The organism is Pseudomonas sp. IT-P260, from assembly GCF_949768395.1.
Classification (GTDB): domain Bacteria; phylum Pseudomonadota; class Gammaproteobacteria; order Pseudomonadales; family Pseudomonadaceae; genus Aquipseudomonas; species Aquipseudomonas parakoreensis.
In genome coordinates, this window is sequence record NZ_CATKPO010000011.1 from 239967 (window position 1) to 260067 (window position 20101).

Annotated in this window: 15 protein-coding genes; 6 read left to right on the forward strand and 9 right to left on the reverse strand. The window is 61.6% G+C overall.

Translation table 11 applies throughout. The features are described from left to right. Positions 1–5: 5 nt before the first annotated feature. From ACM6HV_RS07955 to aspA, 7 genes are all read right to left on the reverse strand, one after another. A complete protein-coding gene (locus ACM6HV_RS07955; protein WP_414903922.1) occupies positions 6–4604 on the reverse strand; it encodes a hypothetical protein in 4599 nt (1532 codons plus the stop codon). Between the two features lie 157 nt (positions 4605–4761). After that, positions 4762–5862 (reverse strand): polyamine ABC transporter substrate-binding protein, encoded by a 1101-nt coding sequence (locus ACM6HV_RS07960; RefSeq protein WP_414903923.1) that lies wholly within the window; start codon positions 5860–5862, stop codon positions 4762–4764. After that, complete coding sequence (locus tag ACM6HV_RS07965; protein WP_414903924.1) at positions 5859–6884, reverse strand: histone deacetylase family protein; 1026 nt, start codon at positions 6882–6884, stop codon at positions 5859–5861. The genes ACM6HV_RS07960 and ACM6HV_RS07965 overlap by 4 nt, the downstream gene beginning before the upstream one ends. 211 nt (positions 6885–7095) lie before the next feature. After that, positions 7096–8088 carry an AraC family transcriptional regulator gene (locus ACM6HV_RS07970; RefSeq protein ID WP_145593744.1) on the reverse strand — a complete coding sequence of 331 codons (993 nt, stop codon included), beginning with the start codon at positions 8086–8088 and terminating at the stop codon, positions 7096–7098. A 202-nt stretch (positions 8089–8290) separates the two neighbouring features. Further along, complete coding sequence (locus ACM6HV_RS07975) at positions 8291–9295, reverse strand: asparaginase (protein WP_414903925.1); 1005 nt, start codon at positions 9293–9295, stop codon at positions 8291–8293. A gap of 166 nt (positions 9296–9461) precedes the next feature. Continuing rightward, a complete protein-coding gene (locus ACM6HV_RS07980; protein ID WP_414903926.1) occupies positions 9462–10907 on the reverse strand; it encodes an alanine/glycine:cation symporter family protein in 1446 nt (481 codons plus the stop codon). A gap of 485 nt (positions 10908–11392) precedes the next feature. Then, positions 11393–12817: an aspartate ammonia-lyase gene (aspA, locus tag ACM6HV_RS07985; protein WP_041474969.1), complete on the reverse strand. Its 1425-nt coding sequence runs from the start codon at positions 12815–12817 to the stop codon at positions 11393–11395. A gap of 180 nt (positions 12818–12997) precedes the next feature. Between aspA and ACM6HV_RS07990 the strand changes: the two genes are divergently transcribed. The 5 genes from ACM6HV_RS07990 to ACM6HV_RS08010 all read left to right on the forward strand — a co-directional run bounded on the left by ACM6HV_RS07990 (position 12998) and on the right by ACM6HV_RS08010 (position 16800). Next, on the forward strand, positions 12998–13906 hold the full coding sequence (locus ACM6HV_RS07990) for a LysR substrate-binding domain-containing protein (RefSeq protein ID WP_414903927.1): 909 nt from the start codon (positions 12998–13000) through the stop codon (positions 13904–13906). A gap of 308 nt (positions 13907–14214) precedes the next feature. After that, positions 14215–14706, forward strand: coding sequence for a 5-(carboxyamino)imidazole ribonucleotide mutase (gene purE, locus ACM6HV_RS07995; protein WP_003229641.1), 492 nt, complete (start codon positions 14215–14217; stop codon positions 14704–14706). A gap of 10 nt (positions 14707–14716) precedes the next feature. Next, the gene (locus tag ACM6HV_RS08000; protein WP_414903928.1) at positions 14717–15799 is read left to right on the forward strand and encodes a 5-(carboxyamino)imidazole ribonucleotide synthase; all 1083 of its coding nucleotides are present in this window, start codon (positions 14717–14719) and stop codon (positions 15797–15799) included. Between the two features lie 117 nt (positions 15800–15916). Continuing rightward, a complete protein-coding gene (locus tag ACM6HV_RS08005) occupies positions 15917–16162 on the forward strand; it encodes a GlsB/YeaQ/YmgE family stress response membrane protein (RefSeq protein WP_003229635.1) in 246 nt (81 codons plus the stop codon). A 101-nt stretch (positions 16163–16263) separates the two neighbouring features. Further along, positions 16264–16800 (forward strand): DUF3299 domain-containing protein, encoded by a 537-nt coding sequence (locus ACM6HV_RS08010; protein WP_007962278.1) that lies wholly within the window; start codon positions 16264–16266, stop codon positions 16798–16800. Positions 16801–16926: 126 nt separating this feature from the next. Here the strand turns inward: ACM6HV_RS08010 and ACM6HV_RS08015 are convergent, their stop codons facing one another. Together ACM6HV_RS08015 and ACM6HV_RS08020 are read right to left on the reverse strand one after the other, a co-directional pair. Next, entirely contained in the window at positions 16927–17826 is a 900-nt protein-coding gene (locus ACM6HV_RS08015) for a D-hexose-6-phosphate mutarotase (RefSeq protein WP_414903929.1), read from the reverse strand. A gap of 58 nt (positions 17827–17884) precedes the next feature. Further along, positions 17885–18289 (reverse strand): acyl-CoA thioesterase, encoded by a 405-nt coding sequence (locus tag ACM6HV_RS08020; RefSeq protein ID WP_003229628.1) that lies wholly within the window; start codon positions 18287–18289, stop codon positions 17885–17887. 377 nt (positions 18290–18666) lie between these two features. Here ACM6HV_RS08020 and ACM6HV_RS08025 point away from each other — a divergent pair, with 377 nt between their 5' ends. Then, entirely contained in the window at positions 18667–19965 is a 1299-nt protein-coding gene (locus ACM6HV_RS08025; protein ID WP_414903930.1) for an MFS transporter, read from the forward strand. The last annotated feature ends 136 nt before the right edge of the window (positions 19966–20101 follow it).

Consider the following 20101-nt stretch of genomic DNA (forward strand, 5'->3'; position numbering starts at 1 on the left):
ACATTTCAGGCATGCGAAAAGAACAGGGCACGAGCCAGTTGCGGGCTGATCTCGCTGCGATAAATCGCGATGAGCTGCGGGTTTGCAGTGTCGGCGCGCACGTCGAAAGCGCCGGCCAGCAAGCGCTGCTCCCGGGTCTTCAAATGAGCAGCGGTAAAGGCGTTGATGGCCGCGTCGAGCCGGGGGTAATGAAAGTGCGCGTACCAGAGAGTCGCTGCCCCACGACGCTCGCGAATCTCGTATTCCTGAAGAAAGTCCTTGCGTGGCCCCTTGAGCCGGCGCCGATCACCGTTGCGCACGATATCGATTTCACCTTTGCTCAGCAGCCATTCCACCCGCGCCGCCGTCGGCGGTTGCTGCTTGATCATGTCGACGCGAACCCGGTAACCCTCGGCGTACAGTCGCTCCTTTGCTTTCTCAAGCGCTGCCTGCAGTCGGGTGGCGGTCTGGTTCTGGCCGTCAATCGTGCTGAGAGGGGTCATGGCTTGCGCCAGGGCACTGGCGCTTTGTCCGACATGTTCGGCATGTTGTCGAAACAGCTCCTCGGTTTCCACCGGGATACGGCCAGGTTTCTTCGATTGGGCTTCGGTTCGCCGAATGAAATCTTCCAGGCCATCGAGCAGCGCCTGGCCCTGCACCAGCTGTACTGCCAGCGCCGGTGCAGGTGCGACCGGACGGCGTCGCGGGGCCGCGATGCGTTCCAGCCAGACCCCGGGTGTCTTTTCGTGAAAGGTGGCGATGACCTTGCCCGTCACGGGTGCGCGAACTTCCAGCAAAACGGGTTCACCCGGAGCCGCAGGGCGCATTTCGCCAACCACGGTGCCTTTGAAGCGCGTCTTGATGACCCGTTTGCGCGAGGCTCGCGGCGGTTGTGAAGGTACTGAACGTGACTCCGTCGTCGGCAGTTCACGCAGCAACTGCGCCAGATGATCTTCAGTGTCTTTGTGGAATTCGCTGACCCGTTTGCGCACTTGCTCGAAGGACGGCTGGATCAGTACATCCTTGTGGCTGAGGGACAAGTCTTCGAAGGCTTGAATAATGCCCGTGAACTGCTCCAGCACGCCATCAAGCGCTTCGGCGCGCTGGATAATCCCCTCGGCGCTGTCTTCCTGAATCAGTTCCTGTGAGGTCTGGATCGCCAGGTTCGTGGTGTCGAGCAGGCGGGTGAAGTCGCCTCGCGCCTCATTCAGAGCAACGCTGTCGCCTGCTTCGAAGCAGACCTCGCGCGCCAGTGAAACTTGGAGCGCCTTGAGGTCATTCACGCTGAAAGCGGGTAATTGCCTGCGGTACTTGTTGGTGATCTCGGCAGCGTTTCTGCCTAGCCTGCTCAGCGCCTGGAACCGCGAGTGGGCAAACTCGATCTTGCCGATTACGCCTTCAGCGAGATCAATCATCTGTCGATAGATCGTCCGATCGCCCGAGCCCGCGGCAGTCTCTTGCGCCTCCAGCAGTGCCAGGGTTTCACGCAGTGTCCGGCTGAAGGTGGCATTGTTCTCATCAAGCCAGCTCTGGTTGAAGTACAGCTGGGTATCCAGCATCGAAGTCATGGCGGAGCGGTAGTTGGGCAAGCTTTCAAGCAGGCTGAGCGCCTTGAGCTGTTCGATGGGGGCTTCGTACTGGCTGCTGCGCTGCTCGAGCAGGTCTAAAAATTGTTGCTGCAATGCCGGTCGAGCCTCGGTGCTGGCGGCTTTCATCTGGTTGTAAGCGGCGATCAGTTCGGTTTTGGCGTTGGCGCGTTCATCATCAAACGCGGCCAACTGCTGCTTGAGTTCGGCGATCCGTTGAGCGTTTTGCTGTTTGATCGCTTTGCGCCGGGCAGACAAGCCGCCGCCTCGCAGACGCAGGCGGGTGTCGACGAACCATTGCCCACGGGAATTGCCGATCAACGGCGGCCCTTGGCGTGGAGGTTGTTGGCGAGCGTCGATGATCGAGACCTCGCCGTTTTCCTCCACGGCCACCTCGAACCAGCGCTCCCCGACCTGGGTGTAGTAGCGGTTGTCGTGGCTGTAGAGATGTCGGTACGCACCGCTATCGGCAGCGGGCGGAGTCAGAGGCTCGGGTTTGCTGATTTGGAAACGGTCGAGCGTTTCCTTAAGACTCAGGGCCGGGCCGGTCAATAGGGATATAGGGTGCCGGGCAGTAGCGGAATCGCTTGCCCTGTCGGGCAGTTGCACGATAGAGGCCGGTGGCGGTTCGACGGCCTGCCGAATCTCGGTCGTGACGGCACCGACAGGCTTTTCTTCGATCTGGCGGGCCGTGGTATGACGCGTCGCACCGCGGTGCGCGAGGACCATGGCCAATGTCAGCAACAGGTCGGTCATCACGGCTTTCTGCTGGTCACGGTCGCCTGTTTCTGTGGCGTCCAGGCCTTGTTGCAGGTCCTCCAGAATCTGCCAGATCCACGCGGCGGTACCGACCGTACTGCCCAGAAAGGGCAGCGCCGCATTGAGGATCGCCCACGCCGCCTGTTTGAAAGTCGCCCAGCGGTTTTGCGCGTTGGACACCGATTGCCGCTGTGCCAGATCCACCAGTGCCAGGGCGTTGCTCTTGAACACAGCGGCCAGGTAATCGTTGGCAATGACTTGCGTGCCAAGGGACAGCGTGCCGCCCATTTGCAGAGGGGTCAGCGGGTCTGCCAACAGCTGCGAGAGCGACCAGACCGAGGGCAGGCTGCCGGTGAATACGTAGTCGGAATAATGGCTGCGTACCCTGTCCGGTAACCAGGCAAGTACCGATTGGCGCAGGGTGGCCGAATGCTTGATGGCATAAATCAGGTTGGCCGGTGTCGGGTACTGGCTCAAGGACTGGTCAAGTAATGGCTGATAAAGCAGACAAGGGCCCTTGTCCATCTGCCGAGGACCGATGACAAACATGTTGGCCACTTCGTCCGCAGAGGCAAGCAGCCGCCAACCGGAATTGAATGCCAGTGGGCGAATGACAATTTCCTGGCCGTCGACCCGGCGATTGGCATCGAGCACCTGCACCACGGCAGCGACATAGCGATAGCCGAGCTCATTGATCCCGCCCAGGCCGCGAATCTTTTGTTGCAGGGCCAACAGCGGTAGCTCAACCCGCAAATGGCCGGTGAACAGATTCTGCCGGCGCAGGCTTTCCAGAGGATCGTCAAGCAATTTGCCTTTGATCAGGGCCGGGTAGGTCTTGCCGATGTCGACACTGACGATCAAGGCCTCCAGGTACGCCGCGTTCATCCAGGACGGCAGCGTCGAGGCACTTTTGCTGCGCACGGTCTTGTCACCCAGGGGGACGGCGATCAGGTTTTGCAGCGCCAGATCGACCAGGCTCAAGGTGCTACGTTGGGGTTCCGTCGGTGGCACAAAAGTGCCCCAGACCACGACACTGTCGACCACGATCTCGATGTCTGCCAGATCCAGATCTGCAGCCTCGGGATGTTGCTTGAGCATGGCCTCGCGAAGTCTCTCCAGAGTGTACTCGCGGATCGGCTTGATCCCGTCCTGAAACGACTGGTTGGCGTTCTGTGTGCGAAGGGTCGCCAAGTCCATCAGATGACGACTGTAGGCCGTGAGATCGACGGAGGACGCGTTGAGCATCCAGTCCGGCAACCCTTGCTCGACCCGGTTGAAGCGCGAGGGTGCCTGCCTGTCCGTCGGGTCGTGTCCATCTGCCGCCCGACTGATGTGGGGTGCCAGATCGCGGTTGCGGATGTCAGTATCGGTCGCCAGTGCACCGATCGCATCGGCTTGCAACGCAATCAGGTTACAGGCGAGGTGGTCGAAGTAGTTGCCTTCGGGTTCGATCAGGCGCCACTGCCAGGCATTGCCGGCGTCATTTTCTGCGGTGTAGCTCAGCAGGGACTCGCCCAGAGCCTGCATTGACTCGTAGCTCTGAAAACCACCGGTTATGGTGTAAGTGAGGATCAGCGTGCGAGTGCCCAGCGTTCCGGTCAGTACCGCCATGTCGAGGGTGTTCAGGTGTCTTGCAGCACCGTCGTCGACCTGGTCGAGGTCGATCAGGCAGGCCCGCGATTGATAGCGGTCGTTGGTCGTGCGGGCGCCCTTTTCCGGATAAGTGAACAAGTGGCGGGCCATGGCGACCTGATCGGCATCCCATGATGGCCCGGGTGCAATGTTCCAACGCTCGCGCAGTGAGTGGGACAACTGCTTCCAGCGTGGCGTCGAGGGGCGCGTGAGCTGGTTCCAGTAATTGAGCTGTTGCTCCTGAAACGCGATGAACAGCAAGGGCGCAAGTTCGTTGAGCAAGCGCCCGATAGCCTCGATGTTGACCGGCAATTGCACGGGTACCGGCGCCAGAGGTTCCAGGGTGAGGTAATGCTCGCCATCGAAATACAGCACGGACGTGGATGCCACCCCATGACGGACCAGGGCGCCCGTCAGTGATTCGTAGCGTCTTGCGCCGGGGATGACCTGCGTTGCAGCAAAGGCCCAGGTCGGTGTCACCACCATGGCCAGACGCGGATCGATGGTCAGTTGCGGGTAGAGGGTTTTCAGGGCCGGCAACAGCGCTTGGGTGGCGACCTCCCTGATCGAGGGTCCTGCCACCAGTTGGGTGAGCAAGTCATTCTGATCATTCGGGAGGGCGGCGGGTGGGGCGGAGTCTTCGCTCATGGTCACTTCCTGTGAGGTGGGCGCAGGTACCGTTGGGCGTTCGGTGCGCGTTCGGGCTCAAGGTAATGACCGTCGGGGCCGGCATGGCGGTATATAGATATCGCGGACAAAAAAAGGCCTGCATCAACGCAGGCCCGTAACTGAACCGAAGTGAAGGTCAGGTGCCGGACTTGATCTTGGTCCAGGCCCGGGTGCGTGCACGCTCGGCATCCCGCGGCAGCGGTTGCAGGGTGTAAAGCGTGCCCATCGCCGCATCGGTCGGGTACAGGTTGGGGTTGTTGCGGATCGCCGGTTCGACCAGTTGGGTGGCGTCCTTGTTCGGGTTCGGATACCCGACGAAGTCGCTGACCGGCGCGATCACCGCCGGTTGCAGCAGGTAGTTGATGAAGGTGTAGGCGTCCTCGGTGTTCTTCGCGCCCTTGGGAATAGCGAGCATGTCGAACCAGATCGGTGCGCCTTCCTTGGGCAGGCGCATGTCGACCACCACACCGTTCTTCGCTTCCTTGGCGCGGTTGGCCGCCTGCGAGAAACTGCCGGAATAACCGACCGCGACGCAGATGTCACCGTTGGCGATGTCGGCCATGTACTTGGATGAGTGGAAGTAGGTGATGTACGGCCTGATCTTCATCAGCAGCGCTTCGGCCTTGGCGTAATCCGCCGGGTTCTTGCTGTTGGGGTCCAGACCCAGGTGTTGCAGCGCCAGCGGCAGGATCTCCGACGGCGAGTCGAGCAGGGCGACGCCGCACTGCTTGAGCTTGCTGAGATTCTCTTCCTTGAAGATCAGGTCCCAGCTGTCCACCGGCGCGTTATCGCCCAGCGCGGCCTTGACCTTGGCCGGGTTGAAACCGATCAGGATGGTGCCGTACATGTACGGCACGGCGAACTGGTTGCCCGGGTCGTTGGCGTCGATCAGCTTCATCAGTTTCGGATCGAGGTGATTCCAGTTCGGCAGCTTGCTGCGGTCCAGCGGCTGGAACACCCCGGCCTCGATCTGCTTGGCGAGGAACACATTGGACGGCACCACCACGTCATAGCCGGAGTTGCCGGTCAGCAGCTTGGCTTCCAGCGCTTCGTTGGTGTCGAAGATGTCGTAGACCAGTCTGGTCTGGCTGTTTTGCGCCTTGAAGTCTTCCAGCGCCTTGGGCGTGATGTAGTCGAACCAGTTGTAGACGCGCAAGGTGCGTTCTTCGGCGTGGGCGCCGACGCTGAGCAGCGCCGCGCACAGGGCTGGCGCCATGCAGTGCTTGAGTCGGTTCATTGTTCGAACCCTTCCAGCACGTTCACCGCGTTGATGCCGATCTCTTCGACGGCGTAGCCACCTTCCATCACGAACAGGGTCGGTTTGCCGAGGGCGGCGATGCGCTTGCCCATCGCCAGGTAATCCGGGCTGTCGAGCTTGAACTGCGAGATCGGATCGTCCTTGAACGTGTCGACGCCCAGCGACACGACAATGATGTCGGCGCCATAGCTGTCGATCTCGTTACAGGCCTGTTCCAGCGCCGCACTCCACACCTCCCAGCCGGAACCGGCGGGCAGCGGATAGTTGAAGTTGAAGCCTTCACCGGCCCCTTCACCGCGTTCATCGTCATAGCCGAGGAAGAATGGAAACTCGGCTTCCGGGTGGCCGTGGATCGAGGTGAACAGCACGTCGCTGCGCTCGTAGAAAATCGACTGCGTGCCGTTGCCGTGGTGATAGTCGACGTCGAGGATCGCGACTTTCTTGTGGCCGGCATCGAGGAATGCCTGAGCAGCGATAGCGGCGTTGTTGAGGTAGCAATAACCGCCCATCAAGTCGCTGGCGGCGTGGTGTCCCGGTGGCCGGCACAGGGCGAAGGCGCTGCGGGCGCCGCGCTGGATTTCCGCCTGGGCAGTGAGGGCAACTTGCGCTGCGCTATACGCTGCTTGCCAAGTCCCGGCGGTGATCGGCGCGCCGCCGTCGAAGCTGTAGTAACCGAGCTGGCCGTGCAGGCTGGTCGGTTTGATCTGACGCAGGGTGCGGGCGGGCCAGGTGTAGGGCAGCAGGTCGCCGTCGGTGTTGAATTCAGTCCAGCGTTCCCAGGCGCCTTTGAAGAAGTCGAGGTAGTCGCGGTTGTGGATGCGCGCGATCGGTTCGAGACCGAAATCCTTTGGCGCTTCCACCGAACCGAGGTTCTGGTGCTGTACCCGTTGCAGCACATGGTCGGCACGCGATGGCATCTCGAAGCACGGCTTGAGCTGGCCGTCGATGAGCTCGCAGCGGCCGTGGTGCAGGTGGTGATCGTCCGAGTAGATCGTCAGCATTTGTTGTTCTCCGCAGGGGGCTGATTCGGTTGCCCCCAGTGTTGCGGCGCGCGGCGAATCGGAGAACGGCAGGAAAGGCCAAAAGGGGATCGATATGGCCAAAAAAGCTGACCGCAATTCGCCCCTTTCCAGCAGATCAAAAGATCGCAGCCTTCGGCAGCTCCTACACAGATCGGTGTAGGAGCTGCCGAAGGCTGCGATCTTTTGATCTTCAGGGTCGGAACTGGCTCGGCGCAACCCCGCTCCAGCGCACGAACGCATGGCGGAAACTCGCGGTTTCGCTGAAGCCCAGGGTCTCGGCGATGCGGTAGATCGGCAACTGATCCTCACACAGCATCTGCTTGGCGCGCTCGAAACGCAGTTCGTCGAGCAGCTCCTGATAACTGCTGCCCATGTCCTTGAGGTGGCGGCGCAAGGTGCGCGGCGAGCATTTCATCTGCTGGGCCAGCCCCTCGAGGCCCGGTGCAGCATTGAGCTGGGCGCTGAGCAGCTGGCGAATCCGCCCCAGCCACGCCTGCCGTCCGGTGAACTCGATATTCTGCTTGCGGCAGCGATCGGCCATGGCCTGGTGGGTGATGCTGTCGGCCAATGGCAACGGTTGATCGAGCCAGCGCCGGTCGAAGGCAAAGGCGTTGTCCTTGGCGGCGAAGTGCAGCGGGCTGGCGAAGTGCTCGGCATAACTGTCGCGATAATCCGGCGCGGCATGTTCAAAACGCGTCGCCAGCAGTGGCAGCGGATGCCCGAGCAGGTCGTCGCAGATGACCTTCAGCGACACCAGGCAGAATTCCGCGTTGAACACCGCCATCTCCGGGCTCTCGCGGTAATCGGCAGCGACGAACCAGACGCGCTCGCCATCGTCTTCCAGGCTCAGTTCGAAAAGTGTTCCCAACAGCGCCGGATAGCGAATCGCCAGGCGCAAAGCGTCACCGAAGGTGGCACAGGTCAGCAGCGCGTAACCGAGGATGCCGTAGCAGGAAACGTGCATCCGCCGGCCCAGTTCCAGGCCAATGTCGTGCTTGAGCGCGACCGCGTTGGCGCACACCTGCATTTCCTGATTGGTGGTGATGCGCGTGTCGGCGCGGTTCAGATCCGCCGCACTGATGCCGCTGCCGGCCAGTAGCGCGTCGCTCGACAGGCCTTCATCTTTGAAGGTGTTGAGGATAAGAGAGACGGCGTTGAGGGTCGTGAGGTGGGAGTGCAGCATGTGATCTTCCAGCCTGGGGATGCTGGAAACGGCAGCAAGTTATATGCCGCACACAGATCAAACGGTGGGAGGGCTGTTGTGGCGAGGGAGCTTGCTCCCGCTGGGGCGCGTAGCGGCCCCAAAACACTGCGACTGCTTCGCAGTCGAGCGGGAGCAAGCGCCCTCGCCACAGGGGATCACTCCTGCAAGGGTTCGGGTGGCGTCAGATCAGCTCGCCACACAGATCGAGTTCGATCAGCCGGCGCACTTCGGTCGATTCCAGACCTGCACCCAACAACGCCTGCAACTTGCCGAACGCCGCCTCGCGGGTCATGCCGCCGCCGGATAACACGCCCACGCCGCGCAAACGGCTGCCGGCTTCATACACATCCAGCTCGACGCCGCCTTCATGGCACTGCGTGACCGCGACCACCACCACGCCGTTATCCCGCGCGCGGCCAAGGCTGGCGAGGAACTCGGGATTGTCGCTCGGCCCGGTGCCGCTGCCGTAGCACTCCAGCACCAGCCCTTGGATACCGCCGTCGAGCAACCCGTCGACAATCCCGGCGCTGATGCCGGGGAACAGTGGCAGTACAGCGACATTCGCCAGTTGTTTTGGCTGGTCGTAGTGCAGCGCTGCCGGAATCGACGTGGCTTTCACGCCGCCACCTTGACGTTCCAGGCGCTTGAACGGATGACGGCCGAAGCTGCGCACTTTCGCACAACGGGTTGGCGCCAGCAGTTCACCGTGAAAGTACAGGTGCACGCCCGGCGCCAGGCCTTGGCCGAGGGCAACCAGCGCGCCACCGAGGTTTTCCCAGGCATCGCTGTCGGTGACGCCAGCCGGCAGCATCGAGCCGGTGAAACACACGCGGGCATGCAGGCCAAGCAACTGGAAGCTCATTGCAGCTGCGCTGTAGGCAAGAGTGTCGGTGCCGTGCAGGATCAGCACGCTGTCGCAGCCTTGCACGTCCACCGCATCGACTACCGCTTCGCGCAGTTGCTGCCAGTAGGCCGGGCTCATGTTGGCGCTGTCGATCAGTGGCGACATTTCCCGGAAGCGCCACTGCGGCACCACCAACTCGGGCTGGCCGTGCAGGTAATCGCGCATGCGGGTTTCGAAGCCGGACGCCGGGGCCAGGCCGTTGGCGCTGGCCTGCATGCCAATGGTGCCACCGGTGTAGAGCACCATGACGTGTTGGGCGGCGGGATAAGTCGAAGGGGTCATAGGATTCTCCGAAGCGATGAGTTCCTGCGGGAGCGGGCTTGCTCGCGAATGCGGTGGGTCAGATACCAGAATGTCGACTGATCCGCCGCTTTCGCGAGCAAGCTCGCTCCCACAGTTTTACGAACTGTAACTGACGGGCGCAGGGGATGCGCCCGTCATTCACCTGTCAGCGTTGCGCTGCAGGGATGCCTTGCGGCTCGACTGCGGTCTTGCCGACGGCTGGCGCCTCGGTCGGCCAGGCCTTCAGGTCCAGATCCAGATCGGCAAATTTGCTGGAGTCGAACACCGGCTGCTTGATGCCGGCGCGGCGCTGCTCGTCGTAGTCGCGCATGACACGCATGCCGACCTTGAACAGCATGGCCAGGGCCATCAGGTTGACGAAGGCCAGGCAGGTCATCGTGATGTCGGCGAAGGCGAACACGGTCGACAGATCCTGCATCGAACCCCATACCACCAGCGCCAGGACCAGACCGCGGAACACCATCAGCACGGCGCGGTTGCGGCTGAGGAACTGCAGGCTGTTTTCGCCCAGATAGTAGTTGTAGAGGATGCAGGTGAAGACGAACAGCGACAGCGCAACACTGACGAAGATGCGGCCCCAGTCACCGACCACGGCGGCCAGCGAGTTCTGGGTCAGGACGATGCCGTCACCTTCGAAACCCGGGGTGTAGAAGCCCGACAGCAGGATCAGCAGCGCGGTGCAGGTGCAGATCACGAAGGTGTCGAGGAACACGCTGAAGGCCTGAACTACGCCCTGAGCGCCCGGGTGTTTCACCGAGGCCACGGCGGCGACGTTCGGCGCACTGCCCAGGCCCGCTTCGTTGGCGAACACGCCACGCTTCACGCCCATGACGATGGCGCTGCCGAGCAGGCCGCCGAAGGCCGGGTCGAGGCCGAAGGCGCTTTTGAAGATGGTTTCCAGCATGGCTGGCACGTGTTCGATCTGGGTGCCGATCACGTACAGGGTCACGCCGATATAGGCCAGGGTCTTGACCGGCACCAACAGGTCGGACACCGCAGCGATGCGCTTGATACCGCCGATGAAGGTGATGGCCAGCAGCACCGCCAGGACGATCCCGGTGTGGCGCGGGTCGAAGGCAAAGGCGTTTTGCAGCGAGTGGGTCACGGTGTAGGACTGCAGGCCGATGAAGGCGAAGCCGTAGGTGACCAGCAACAGGATCGAGAACACCACCGCCATGCCTTTGAGTTTCAGGCCGTGCTGGATGTAGTAGGCCGGGCCGCCACGGTACAGACCGTCACCGTCGGCGCGCTTGTAGACCTGGGCCAGGGTGCATTCGAAGAAGCTGCTGGACATGCCGACCAGTGCGGTCACCCACATCCAGAACACCGCACCCGGACCACCGAGGGTCACGGCGATGCCGACACCGGCGATGTTGCCTGCACCGACGCGGCCGGCAAGGCTGAGCATCAGGGCCTGGAACGAGCTGAGTTGCCCGCCGCTGCTTTTCAGGCTGTCGCGGAACACCGCGAACATGTGGAAGAAGTGGCGCAATTGAACGAAACGCGAGCGAATCGTGAAGTAGCTACCGAGCCCGACAATGAGCACGATCAGTACTTTCCCTGAGAGGAAGTCGTTGATGACTTCGAGCATGGATTTTTCCTCGCTGTTTTTTGTGTAAGCAAATGCTGGATGTTCAGAAACATCGCGTTACACCGGTTTGCGCACGGCACAACAGGTGAGGCGAAGGTTTCGTCCCGGTCCATTTCGCGGGTTTGTTATTAGTTCGGGTTTCGCATGGGTTATGGCCTCGTTACCGACGACCGCTCACGCGAAGAGGGGCGGCACTATACCGATCAGTGCGGCGCCCGTCTGCACGCTCGTGGTGCAAGCGACGAAACGAGAGTTGCTGCAAAATCAAAAGATCGCAGCCTTCGGCAGCTCCTACAGGGTTACATCCATCATGTAGGAGCTGCCGAAGGCTGCGATCTTGGCGGTATCAAATACACAAAACATTTAACGTCCTGCCCGCAAAGAAGTTAAAAAAAAGGGCTTGGGGACAAATCCCCAAGCCCTCAAAAGGTGAGAGGTGTCTAGTCCCTCGACCTGGTGAGCGGTGCTACAAATAACGCGTCGGCTCAGGCTTTGAGCGGAACCAGACGCGGGGCAATCATGTTTTCCGGGCGCAGGATGTCGGCGAGCATGGCTTCGTCGAGCAAGCCTTCTTCGCGCACCAGTTCCAGCACGCCGCGGCCACTTTCAAGGGCGATACGGGCGATGCGGGTGGCGTTTTTGTAGCCGATGTACGGGTTCAGCGCGGTGACCAGACCGATCGAGTGCTCGACCAGTTCGCGGCAGCGGGCTTCGTTGGCGGTGATGCCGACGATGCAGTGCTCGCGCAGCATGTCCATGGCGCGTTGCAGCAGACGGATCGAGTCGAGGATCTTGAACGCGATCAGCGGCTCCATCACGTTCAGCTGCAGTTGGCCGCCTTCGGCTGCCATGGTCAGCGCCAGATCGTTACCGATGACCTGGAAGGCCACCTGGTTAACGGCTTCCGGAATCACCGGGTTGACCTTGCCGGGCATGATCGAGCTGCCTGGCTGACGCGCTGGCAGGTTGATCTCGTTGATGCCGGTGCGTGGGCCGCTGGACAGCAGGCGCAGGTCGTTGCAGATCTTCGACAGCTTGACCGCGGTGCGCTTGAGCATGCCGGAGAACAGCACGAAGGCGCCCATGTCGGAAGTGGCTTCGATCAGGTCGGCGGCGGGCACCAGCGGCTGACCGCTGATCAGCGCCAGACGCTGAACGGCCAGCGCTTGATAGCGCGGGTCGGCGTTGATGCCGGTGCCGATCGCGGTGCCGCCCAGGTTCACTTCAGTCAGCAGTTCCGGGGCCAGCGTCTTCAGACGGGCCAGGTCTTCGCCCATGGTGGTGGCGAATGCGCGGAACTCTTGACCCAGGGTCATCGGCACGGCGTCCTGCAGCTGGGTACGACCCATCTTCAGCACGTGGTTGAATTCTTCACCCTTGGCGGCGAAGGCCTGAATCAGGCTGTCGAGGCTGGCCAGCAGCGAATCGTGACCCAGCAGCAGACCCAGGCGAATGGCGGTCGGATAGGCGTCGTTGGTCGACTGCGCCATGTTGACGTCGTCGTTCGGGTGCAGGTACTGGTACTCGCCTTTCTGGTGACCCATTGCTTCGAGCGCAATGTTGGCGATCACTTCGTTGGCGTTCATGTTGGTGGACGTACCGGCGCCACCTTGAATCATGTCGACCACGAATTCTTCGTGGAAATCACCGCGGATCAATCGGGCACAGGCTTCGCTGATGGCAGCGTGCTTGGCTTCGCTCAGATGACCCAACTCACGGTTGGCGTCAGCGGCGGCCTGTTTGACCATCGCCAGACCCACAACCAGTTTCGGGTAATGCGAAATCGGAACGCCGGAGAGACGGAAGTTGTTCACCGCTCGCAGGGTCTGGATGCCGTAATACGCTTGAGCCGGTACTTCGAGGGCGCCAAGCAGGTCGTTTTCTGTGCGGAAAGATGCAGCGGAGGACATGATAGAAATCATCTCGATATGGACCCGGTCTATGCCGGAACGCTGCGAATGCTAGGCTTACGGGATTTTTTGGGCCAATGCTGTTAAACACTGGCCTATGCACATTCGGCATAATGCCCGTGTGACGCCGCCTGCGCGGCAGACGTGTGACCTGTTTTGGTGCGTTCCCGGGAGGGCGTGATGAATCTGGAAAGCAAATGGCTCGAGGACTTCAGTGCTTTGGCCGCCACCCGCAGCTTCTCGCAGGCGGCAGAACGGCGTTTCGTGACCCAGCCGGCGTTCAGTCGGCGGATCCGCAGCCTCGAAGCGGCGCTGGGCCTGACGCTGGTCAACCGCTCGCGCACGCCGATCGAACTGACGGCGGCCGGGCAACTGTTTCTGGTGACCGCGCGCACCGTGGTCGAACAGCTCGGTGAAGTGCTGCGCCACCTGCATCACCTCGAAGGCGGGCAGGGCGAAGTGATGCAGATCGCCGCCGCGCACTCGCTGGCGCTGGGCTTTTTCCCGCGCTGGATCGCACAACTGCGCAACGAAGGACTGAACATCGCCACGCGGCTGGTGGCGACCAACGTTGGCGATGCGGTGCATGCATTGCGCGAAGGAGGCTGTGATCTGATGCTGGCTTTCTATGACCCGGACGCGGCGATGCAGATGGACCCGGAAATCTTCCCGTCGCTGCACCTGGGCCAGACCGAAATGCTCCCGGTGTGTGCGGCGGATGCCGAAGGCAAGCCGCTGTTCGATCTGGAAGGTGACGTCAGCGTACCGTTGCTGGCGTACAGCGCCGGGGCGTTTCTCGGGCGCTCGGTAAATGGTTTGCTGCGTCAACGTCAGCTGCGCTTTACCACGATCTATGAAACCGCCATGGCCGACAGCCTGAAAAGCATGGCCCTGGAAGGCCTCGGCATCGCCTGGGTACCGCAACTGAGCGTGCGCGCCGAGCTGGCCCGCGGCGAACTGGTGGTCTGCGGCGGCCCGCAATGGCATGTACCGCTGGAAATTCGCCTGTACCGCTGCGCACTGGTGCGCAAGGCCAACGTACGGTTGCTGTGGCGCAAGCTTGAAGGCGGCGCTGCACAGGCTTCTTGAGTGGTGGGTCTGTGGGAAAAGATCGCAGCCTTCGGCAGCTCCTACAGGTTGAAATGCCTTGCCCTGTAGGAGCTGCCGAAGGCTGCGATCTTTTGATCTTTTCTGCTGACCTTCAAGTCAATAAAACCGGGCCTTTCGCTGATTTGACAGATGGTCGTTTCGGGGGCTGTTTATTGGCTTCTTTGCGGTATACTGCGCGGCCTTCGGCCGGTACGTCCGGCCATTTTTCGTACAATCAAGCCACGCAATCCTGCGTGGCTTGTTGTTTTTGACGCGCCTGCGGGCGCCCAGAGAGAAGAGGCGCGACGATGAGTGCACTGGTTGGCGTGATCATGGGCTCCAAGTCCGATTGGTCCACCCTTAGCCACACCGCCGATATGCTGGAAAAGCTCGGCATCCCGTACGAGGTCAAGGTGGTTTCCGCCCACCGCACCCCGGATCTGCTGTTCCAGTACGCCGAAGAGGCTGAGGGCCGCGGCATTGAGGTGATCATCGCCGGTGCCGGTGGCGCAGCCCACCTGCCAGGCATGTGTGCGGCCAAGACCCACCTGCCGGTGCTGGGCGTTCCGGTGCAGTCGTCGATGCTCTCGGGCGTCGATTCGCTGCTGTCGATCGTGCAGATGCCAGCGGGCATCCCGGTTGCCACCCTGGCCATCGGCAAGGCCGGCGCGATCAACGCCGCGCTGCTGTCGGCGAGCATCCTCGGCGCCAAGCATCCACAATTCCACGCGGTACTGAAAACCTTCCGTGCCGAGCAGACAGACAGCGTCCTGGACAATCCAGATCCACGTATTGCCTGAGGTTGTTGAGATGAAGATCGGTGTAATCGGTGGCGGCCAGTTGGGCCGTATGTTGGCGCTGGCGGGCACTCCGCTGGGCATGAACTTCGCTTTCCTCGACCCTGCGCCGGACGCTTGTGCCGCCGCGCTGGGCGAACACCTGCGGGCCGATTACGGCGATCAGGATCACCTGCGCCAACTGGCTGACGAAGTCGACCTGGTGACCTTCGAGTTCGAAAGCGTCCCGGCCGAAACCGTGGCGTTTCTCTCGCAATTCGTCCCGGTCTATCCGAGCGCCGAAGCCCTGCGCATCGCTCGCGACCGCTGGTTCGAGAAGAGCATGTTCAAGGACCTGGGCATTCCGACTCCGGCCTTCGCCGACATTCAATCGCAAGCCGACCTGGAGGCCGCCGTGGCTTCGATCGGTCTGCCGGCCGTGCTGAAAACTCGCACCCTGGGGTATGACGGCAAGGGCCAGAAGGTCCTGCGCAAGCCGGAAGACGTGGTCGGCACCTTCGCCGAGCTGGGCAGCGTTGCCTGCCTGCTGGAAGGCTTCGTGCCGTTCACCGGTGAGGTTTCGCTGATCGCCGTGCGTGCCCGCGATGGCGAAACCCGCTTCTACCCGCTGGTGCACAACACCCACGACAGCGGCATCCTCAAGCTGTCGGTGGCGAGCACCGATCACCCGCTACAGGCGTTGGCCGAAGACTACTCCAGCCGTGTGCTCAAGCAGCTGGATTACGTCGGCGTGATGGCGTTCGAGTTCTTTGAAGTCGACGGTGGCCTCAAGGCCAACGAGATCGCCCCGCGCGTGCACAACTCCGGGCACTGGACCACCGAAGGCGCCGAGTGCAGCCAGTTCGAAAACCATCTGCGCGCCGTGGCCGGCCTGCCGCTGGGCTCGACGGCCAAGGTCGGCGAGAGCGCGATGCTCAACTTCATCGGTGTGGTTCCACCGGTGGAGAAAGTCATCGCCATCGAAGATTGCCATCTGCACCACTACGGCAAAGCCTTCAAGGCCGGGCGCAAGGTTGGTCACGCCAACCTGCGCTGCGCCGACATGGCGACGCTGCAGGCGCAGATCGTCAAGGTCGAAGCGCTGATCGCCGAGTAACGACAGTTTCATCTGGCAGCGGCGGAACCATTCAGGGCTCGCCGTTCTCTCATGGCAGGATGCCAAAGTCTGACTAGGCTTTGGCATATCTACTATTGAGTGTCAGAGGGAAATGCCATGGGAATTATCGGAACCATCTTTATCGGCTTGATCGTCGGCCTGCTGGCACGTTTCCTCAAACCGGGCGATGACAGCATGGGCTGGATCATGACCATCCTGCTCGGTATCGGCGGTTCGCTGGCGGCCACTTACGGCGGCCAGGCCCTGGGTATCTATCAGGCAGGTCAAGGCGCAGGCTTCATCGGTGCGCTGGTCGGCGCGATCGTGCTGCTGGTGATCTACGGCCTGATCAAAAAGAACTGATCCAAGCGACCAAGTCCTCTCTGCCAACGCGGCAGGGAGGGCTAGAATGCTCGGCGATCCGACGTCCTTCCTTATCCGAGCATTTTTTACCGAGCACCTCCATGCGCCGTCTTTTGTTGACTCTCCTTTTGCTGGGCAGCGGTCTGGCCCACGCCGGCGAACTGCCGGAAACCGACTGGCTGGAACTGATGCCCAAGTCGGACCAGAAAGCCCTCGAGGCCATGCCCGAAATCGACCACAACTCCCCGGAAGCCACCGGCACCTTCACCGAGAAGGGCGGGATGAAACAGGCCAAGGGCCTGCCGGCGGTGATGTATTCGACCAAGACCGTGGCGTCGATGAACGACAAGCACATCCGCATCGGTGGCTACCCGGTGCCGCTGGAATCCGATGCCAAGGGTCGCAGCACGCTGTTCTTCCTCGTGCCATACCCGGGCGCGTGCATCCACGTACCGCCACCGCCGCCGAATCAACTGGTGCTGGTGCGTTATCCCAAGGGCTTGAAGCTGGATGACATCTACACGCCGCTGTGGGTGACCGGCACGCTGAAGATCGAGAAAGTCAGTAATGACCTGGCCGATGCGGCGTATGCGCTGGATGCGGACAAGGTGCGGGTGGTGCAGGAGTCCGATCTGTAATCGTCACCCCAAAACAACTGTGGGAGCGAGCCTGCTCGCGAAAGCGGTGTATCAGACACTTGAAGAGTGGCTGACATAACGCATTCGCGAGCAGGCTCGCTCCCACATTTTGTTTTGCGGTACTGGTTAAAGCGGTTTACTACCGACGCTGACACCCATCGTATGGCTCGCACCCGACGCCAGATTCACCACATCATTCATAACATTCGCCGTCTCGATGCACAGCATGCGCTGCCAGCCATCGTTGTCCATGTCGGTCAGCGCTGCCGCGCGGTCGACCCACGGGTTCCAGATCACGGCGGTGCGTGAGCCAGTGGCGGTCAGCACGATGCGTCGTTCCCAGGTCGGGTCGACGATGCTCAACTGCGGCGGGGCGTCGAGGTAGATGCGATCGGTTTCGCCGGCAAAATACAGGTCACCCTTCTGGGCGTTGGTCTTCCAGTTGTCCAAGGTCTCGATGTAATCCAGACCGTCCACACCGTCGACGTGCACGTTGCGAACATCGCTGACCGCGAAATAAGTGTGCAGCGCCTGGCTGATGCTGACGGCTTCGGCACCCCGGTTTTGGCTGGTCAGGCTGATGTGCAACTGATCATTCAGATGCAGGGTCAGGGTCAGGTCGACCTGATGCGGCCAGCCCGGCAGGCCACCTTCTGGGTAGGGCAGCTTGAATTCGACCTTGACGCCATCAGCCTCTGATTCGATGCCGCCCAGCTCCCAATCCATCGCTCGCACCAGACCGTGTGCGGGTGCCGGTTGCTCACCGGTGTACATGGCCTGCACGTGCTGCGGGTTGCGTTCGAACTTGCCGAACCACGGCCAGCACACCGGCACACCGGCGCGGATGCTCTTGCCGGTCTTGAATACAGCCTTGTCGTTGAGCCAGATGATCGGCGGCTGGCCGTCGATCTGATAACTGAGGATGTGCGCGCCTTGCTGGGCGACCAGCACTTCGGCCTGACCGTGGCGGATGCGCCAGCAGTTCAGTTCATCCAGTTTCACGGCTTCAACGCTGGGCGTGTTCATGGGACAGCTCTCGATCAGACACTTGGGACGACTATCGACCGCAAAACCGCGGCGAGGTTTAACGTGCGCGCGGCGGCACCGAGCGGGTGCGACCGCTGCCGTCGATGGCGACGAAGACGAACACCGCCTCGGTCACTTTACGCCACTCGCTGGACAGCGGATCGTCGCTCCACACTTCGACCATCATCTGGATCGAGCTGCGGCCGATTTCCAGGGTCTGGGTATAAAAGGACAATTGCGCACCGACCGCGACCGGCACCAGAAAGGCCATGCGGTCGATGGCCACGGTCGCCACACGGCCACCGGCAACGCGGCTGGCCATCGCGGTCCCCGCCAGGTCCATCTGCGCCACCAGCCAGCCGCCGAAAATATCGCCAAAGCCGTTGGTTTCGCGCGGGAGTGCGGTGATTTGCAAGGCCAGGTCGCCTTGCGGGATCGGATCTTCTTGTTCGAGCTCTATCATGCCGGGGGTGCCTCTGACCCGTGACTCTTCGTTGGTATTGCTGGTGGTAGCCGTCTTCAGGAAAAACGATTCAGCACCGAACATACTGCGTTCGTCACGTTTTCCATAGGCGCCTAAAGGGGAAACTCTGCGAAACCGGCTGATCCCGTTCAAAAGCCGGGCCAACGACGTTTTCGCACAGCAACCCCCTACAAACCGGAGCAAGGTTGCGAGTATATCGGTCGGTAGACTCCGCGACGACCATCGGGTTCTGATTTTGACCGGCAAATACGCGCCTCTATGTGCTTTTTCGAACAATTTGCTATGGTGCCGAACCTGCCCAAGCCACAGCCAGCGTTGTTGTGGCGGTAGATCCGCCTATAAGAGAAGCCCTTGCCATGACCACAGCGCCTTCGAGCCTCGCGCAGCCCGAGCAACCTGCACGCCCCCTGACCCGCAATGATTACAAGACTCTGTCGCTATCGGCCTTGGGCGGTGCGCTGGAGTTTTACGATTTCATCATCTTCGTGTTCTTCGCCACCGTGGTCGGCAAGCTGTTCTTCCCGGCCGACATGCCCGAGTGGCTGCGCCTGATGCAGACCTTCGGCATTTTCGCCGCCGGTTACCTCGCGCGGCCGCTGGGCGGCATCGTCATGGCGCACTTCGGCGACCTGCTGGGGCGCAAGAAAATGTTCACCCTGAGCATTTTCATGATGGCCGTGCCGACCCTGATCATGGGTCTGCTGCCGACCTACGCTCAGATCGGCCTGTGGGCGCCGATTCTGTTGCTGCTGATGCGGGTGATCCAGGGCGCAGCGATTGGCGGAGAGGTGCCGGGGGCGTGGGTCTTCGTTTCCGAACACGTGCCGCAAAAGCACATCGGCTACGCCTGCGGCACCCTGACCAGCGGCCTCACTGCCGGCATTTTGCTCGGCTCGCTGGTCGCCACGGCAATCAACAGCATCTACACGCCAGTGGAGGTGTCCGACTACGCCTGGCGAATTCCATTCCTGCTCGGCGGCGTCTTCGGCCTGTTCTCGGTCTATCTGCGCCGCTGGCTGCACGAAACCCCGGTGTTCGCCGAATTGCAACTGCGCAAGGCGCTGGCCGAAGAAGTACCGCTGCGTGCGGTGCTGCGTGACCATCGCGGGGCGATTGCGATCTCGATGCTGCTGACCTGGCTGCTGTCCGCCGGTATCGTCGTGGTGATCCTGATGACCCCGACCGTGCTGCAGACGGTCTATCACTTCTCGCCAACGGTGGCGCTGCAATCGAACAGCCTGGCGATCGTGTTCCTCAGCGTCGGTTGCATCATCTCCGGTGCCCTGGCGGACCGATTCGGTGCCGGCCGGGTGTTTGTCTTCGGTAGCCTGGGCCTGCTGATCAGCTCCTGGACTTTCTATCACAGCCTCGCCGATCACCCGAACTGGCTGTTCCCGCTGTATGCCCTGACCGGTCTGCTGGTCGGCACCATCGGTGCGGTGCCATACGTGATGGTCAAGGCGTTCCCGCCGGTGGTGCGCTTCAGCGGGCTGTCGTTCTCGTACAACGTGGCGTACGCGATCTTCGGTGGCCTGACGCCGATGGTGGTCAGCCTGCTGCTTAAAGAGAGTGCGATGGGCCCGGCCTACTATGTGGCGGTGCTGTGCACGATGGGGATTCTTGTTGGCGCGTGGCTCTGGAACAAGGGTCGCTGATCCGTAATTTCCTCCAGCAGTACCGGCCCCTTCGCGAGTAGGCTCGCTCCTACATTGGAATGCATTTCAACTGTGGGAGCGAGCCTGCTCGCGAAGGGGGATGACTCGAATCATCCAGTAAAAACTCCGATGCTGG

Coding starts and splice junctions, on each gene's coding strand:
- ACM6HV_RS08025 (WP_414903930.1), top strand. CDS start 18,667: ATGACCACAGCGCCTTCGAGCCTCGCGCAGCCCGAGCAACCTGCACGC.
- ACM6HV_RS07960 (WP_414903923.1), bottom strand. CDS start 5,862: ATGAACCGACTCAAGCACTGCATGGCGCCAGCCCTGTGCGCGGCGCTG.
- ACM6HV_RS07980 (WP_414903926.1), bottom strand. CDS start 10,907: ATGCTCGAAGTCATCAACGACTTCCTCTCAGGGAAAGTACTGATCGTG.
- ACM6HV_RS08015 (WP_414903929.1), bottom strand. CDS start 17,826: ATGAACACGCCCAGCGTTGAAGCCGTGAAACTGGATGAACTGAACTGC.
- ACM6HV_RS07975 (WP_414903925.1), bottom strand. CDS start 9,295: ATGACCCCTTCGACTTATCCCGCCGCCCAACACGTCATGGTGCTCTAC.
- ACM6HV_RS08010 (WP_007962278.1), top strand. CDS start 16,264: ATGCGCCGTCTTTTGTTGACTCTCCTTTTGCTGGGCAGCGGTCTGGCC.
- ACM6HV_RS07990 (WP_414903927.1), top strand. CDS start 12,998: ATGAATCTGGAAAGCAAATGGCTCGAGGACTTCAGTGCTTTGGCCGCC.
- ACM6HV_RS07955 (WP_414903922.1), bottom strand. CDS start 4,604: ATGAGCGAAGACTCCGCCCCACCCGCCGCCCTCCCGAATGATCAGAAT.
- ACM6HV_RS08005 (WP_003229635.1), top strand. CDS start 15,917: ATGGGAATTATCGGAACCATCTTTATCGGCTTGATCGTCGGCCTGCTG.
- ACM6HV_RS07970 (WP_145593744.1), bottom strand. CDS start 8,088: ATGCTGCACTCCCACCTCACGACCCTCAACGCCGTCTCTCTTATCCTC.
- ACM6HV_RS07965 (WP_414903924.1), bottom strand. CDS start 6,884: ATGCTGACGATCTACTCGGACGATCACCACCTGCACCACGGCCGCTGC.
- ACM6HV_RS08000 (WP_414903928.1), top strand. CDS start 14,717: ATGAAGATCGGTGTAATCGGTGGCGGCCAGTTGGGCCGTATGTTGGCG.
- aspA (WP_041474969.1), bottom strand. CDS start 12,817: ATGTCCTCCGCTGCATCTTTCCGCACAGAAAACGACCTGCTTGGCGCC.
- purE (WP_003229641.1), top strand. CDS start 14,215: ATGAGTGCACTGGTTGGCGTGATCATGGGCTCCAAGTCCGATTGGTCC.
- ACM6HV_RS08020 (WP_003229628.1), bottom strand. CDS start 18,289: ATGATAGAGCTCGAACAAGAAGATCCGATCCCGCAAGGCGACCTGGCC.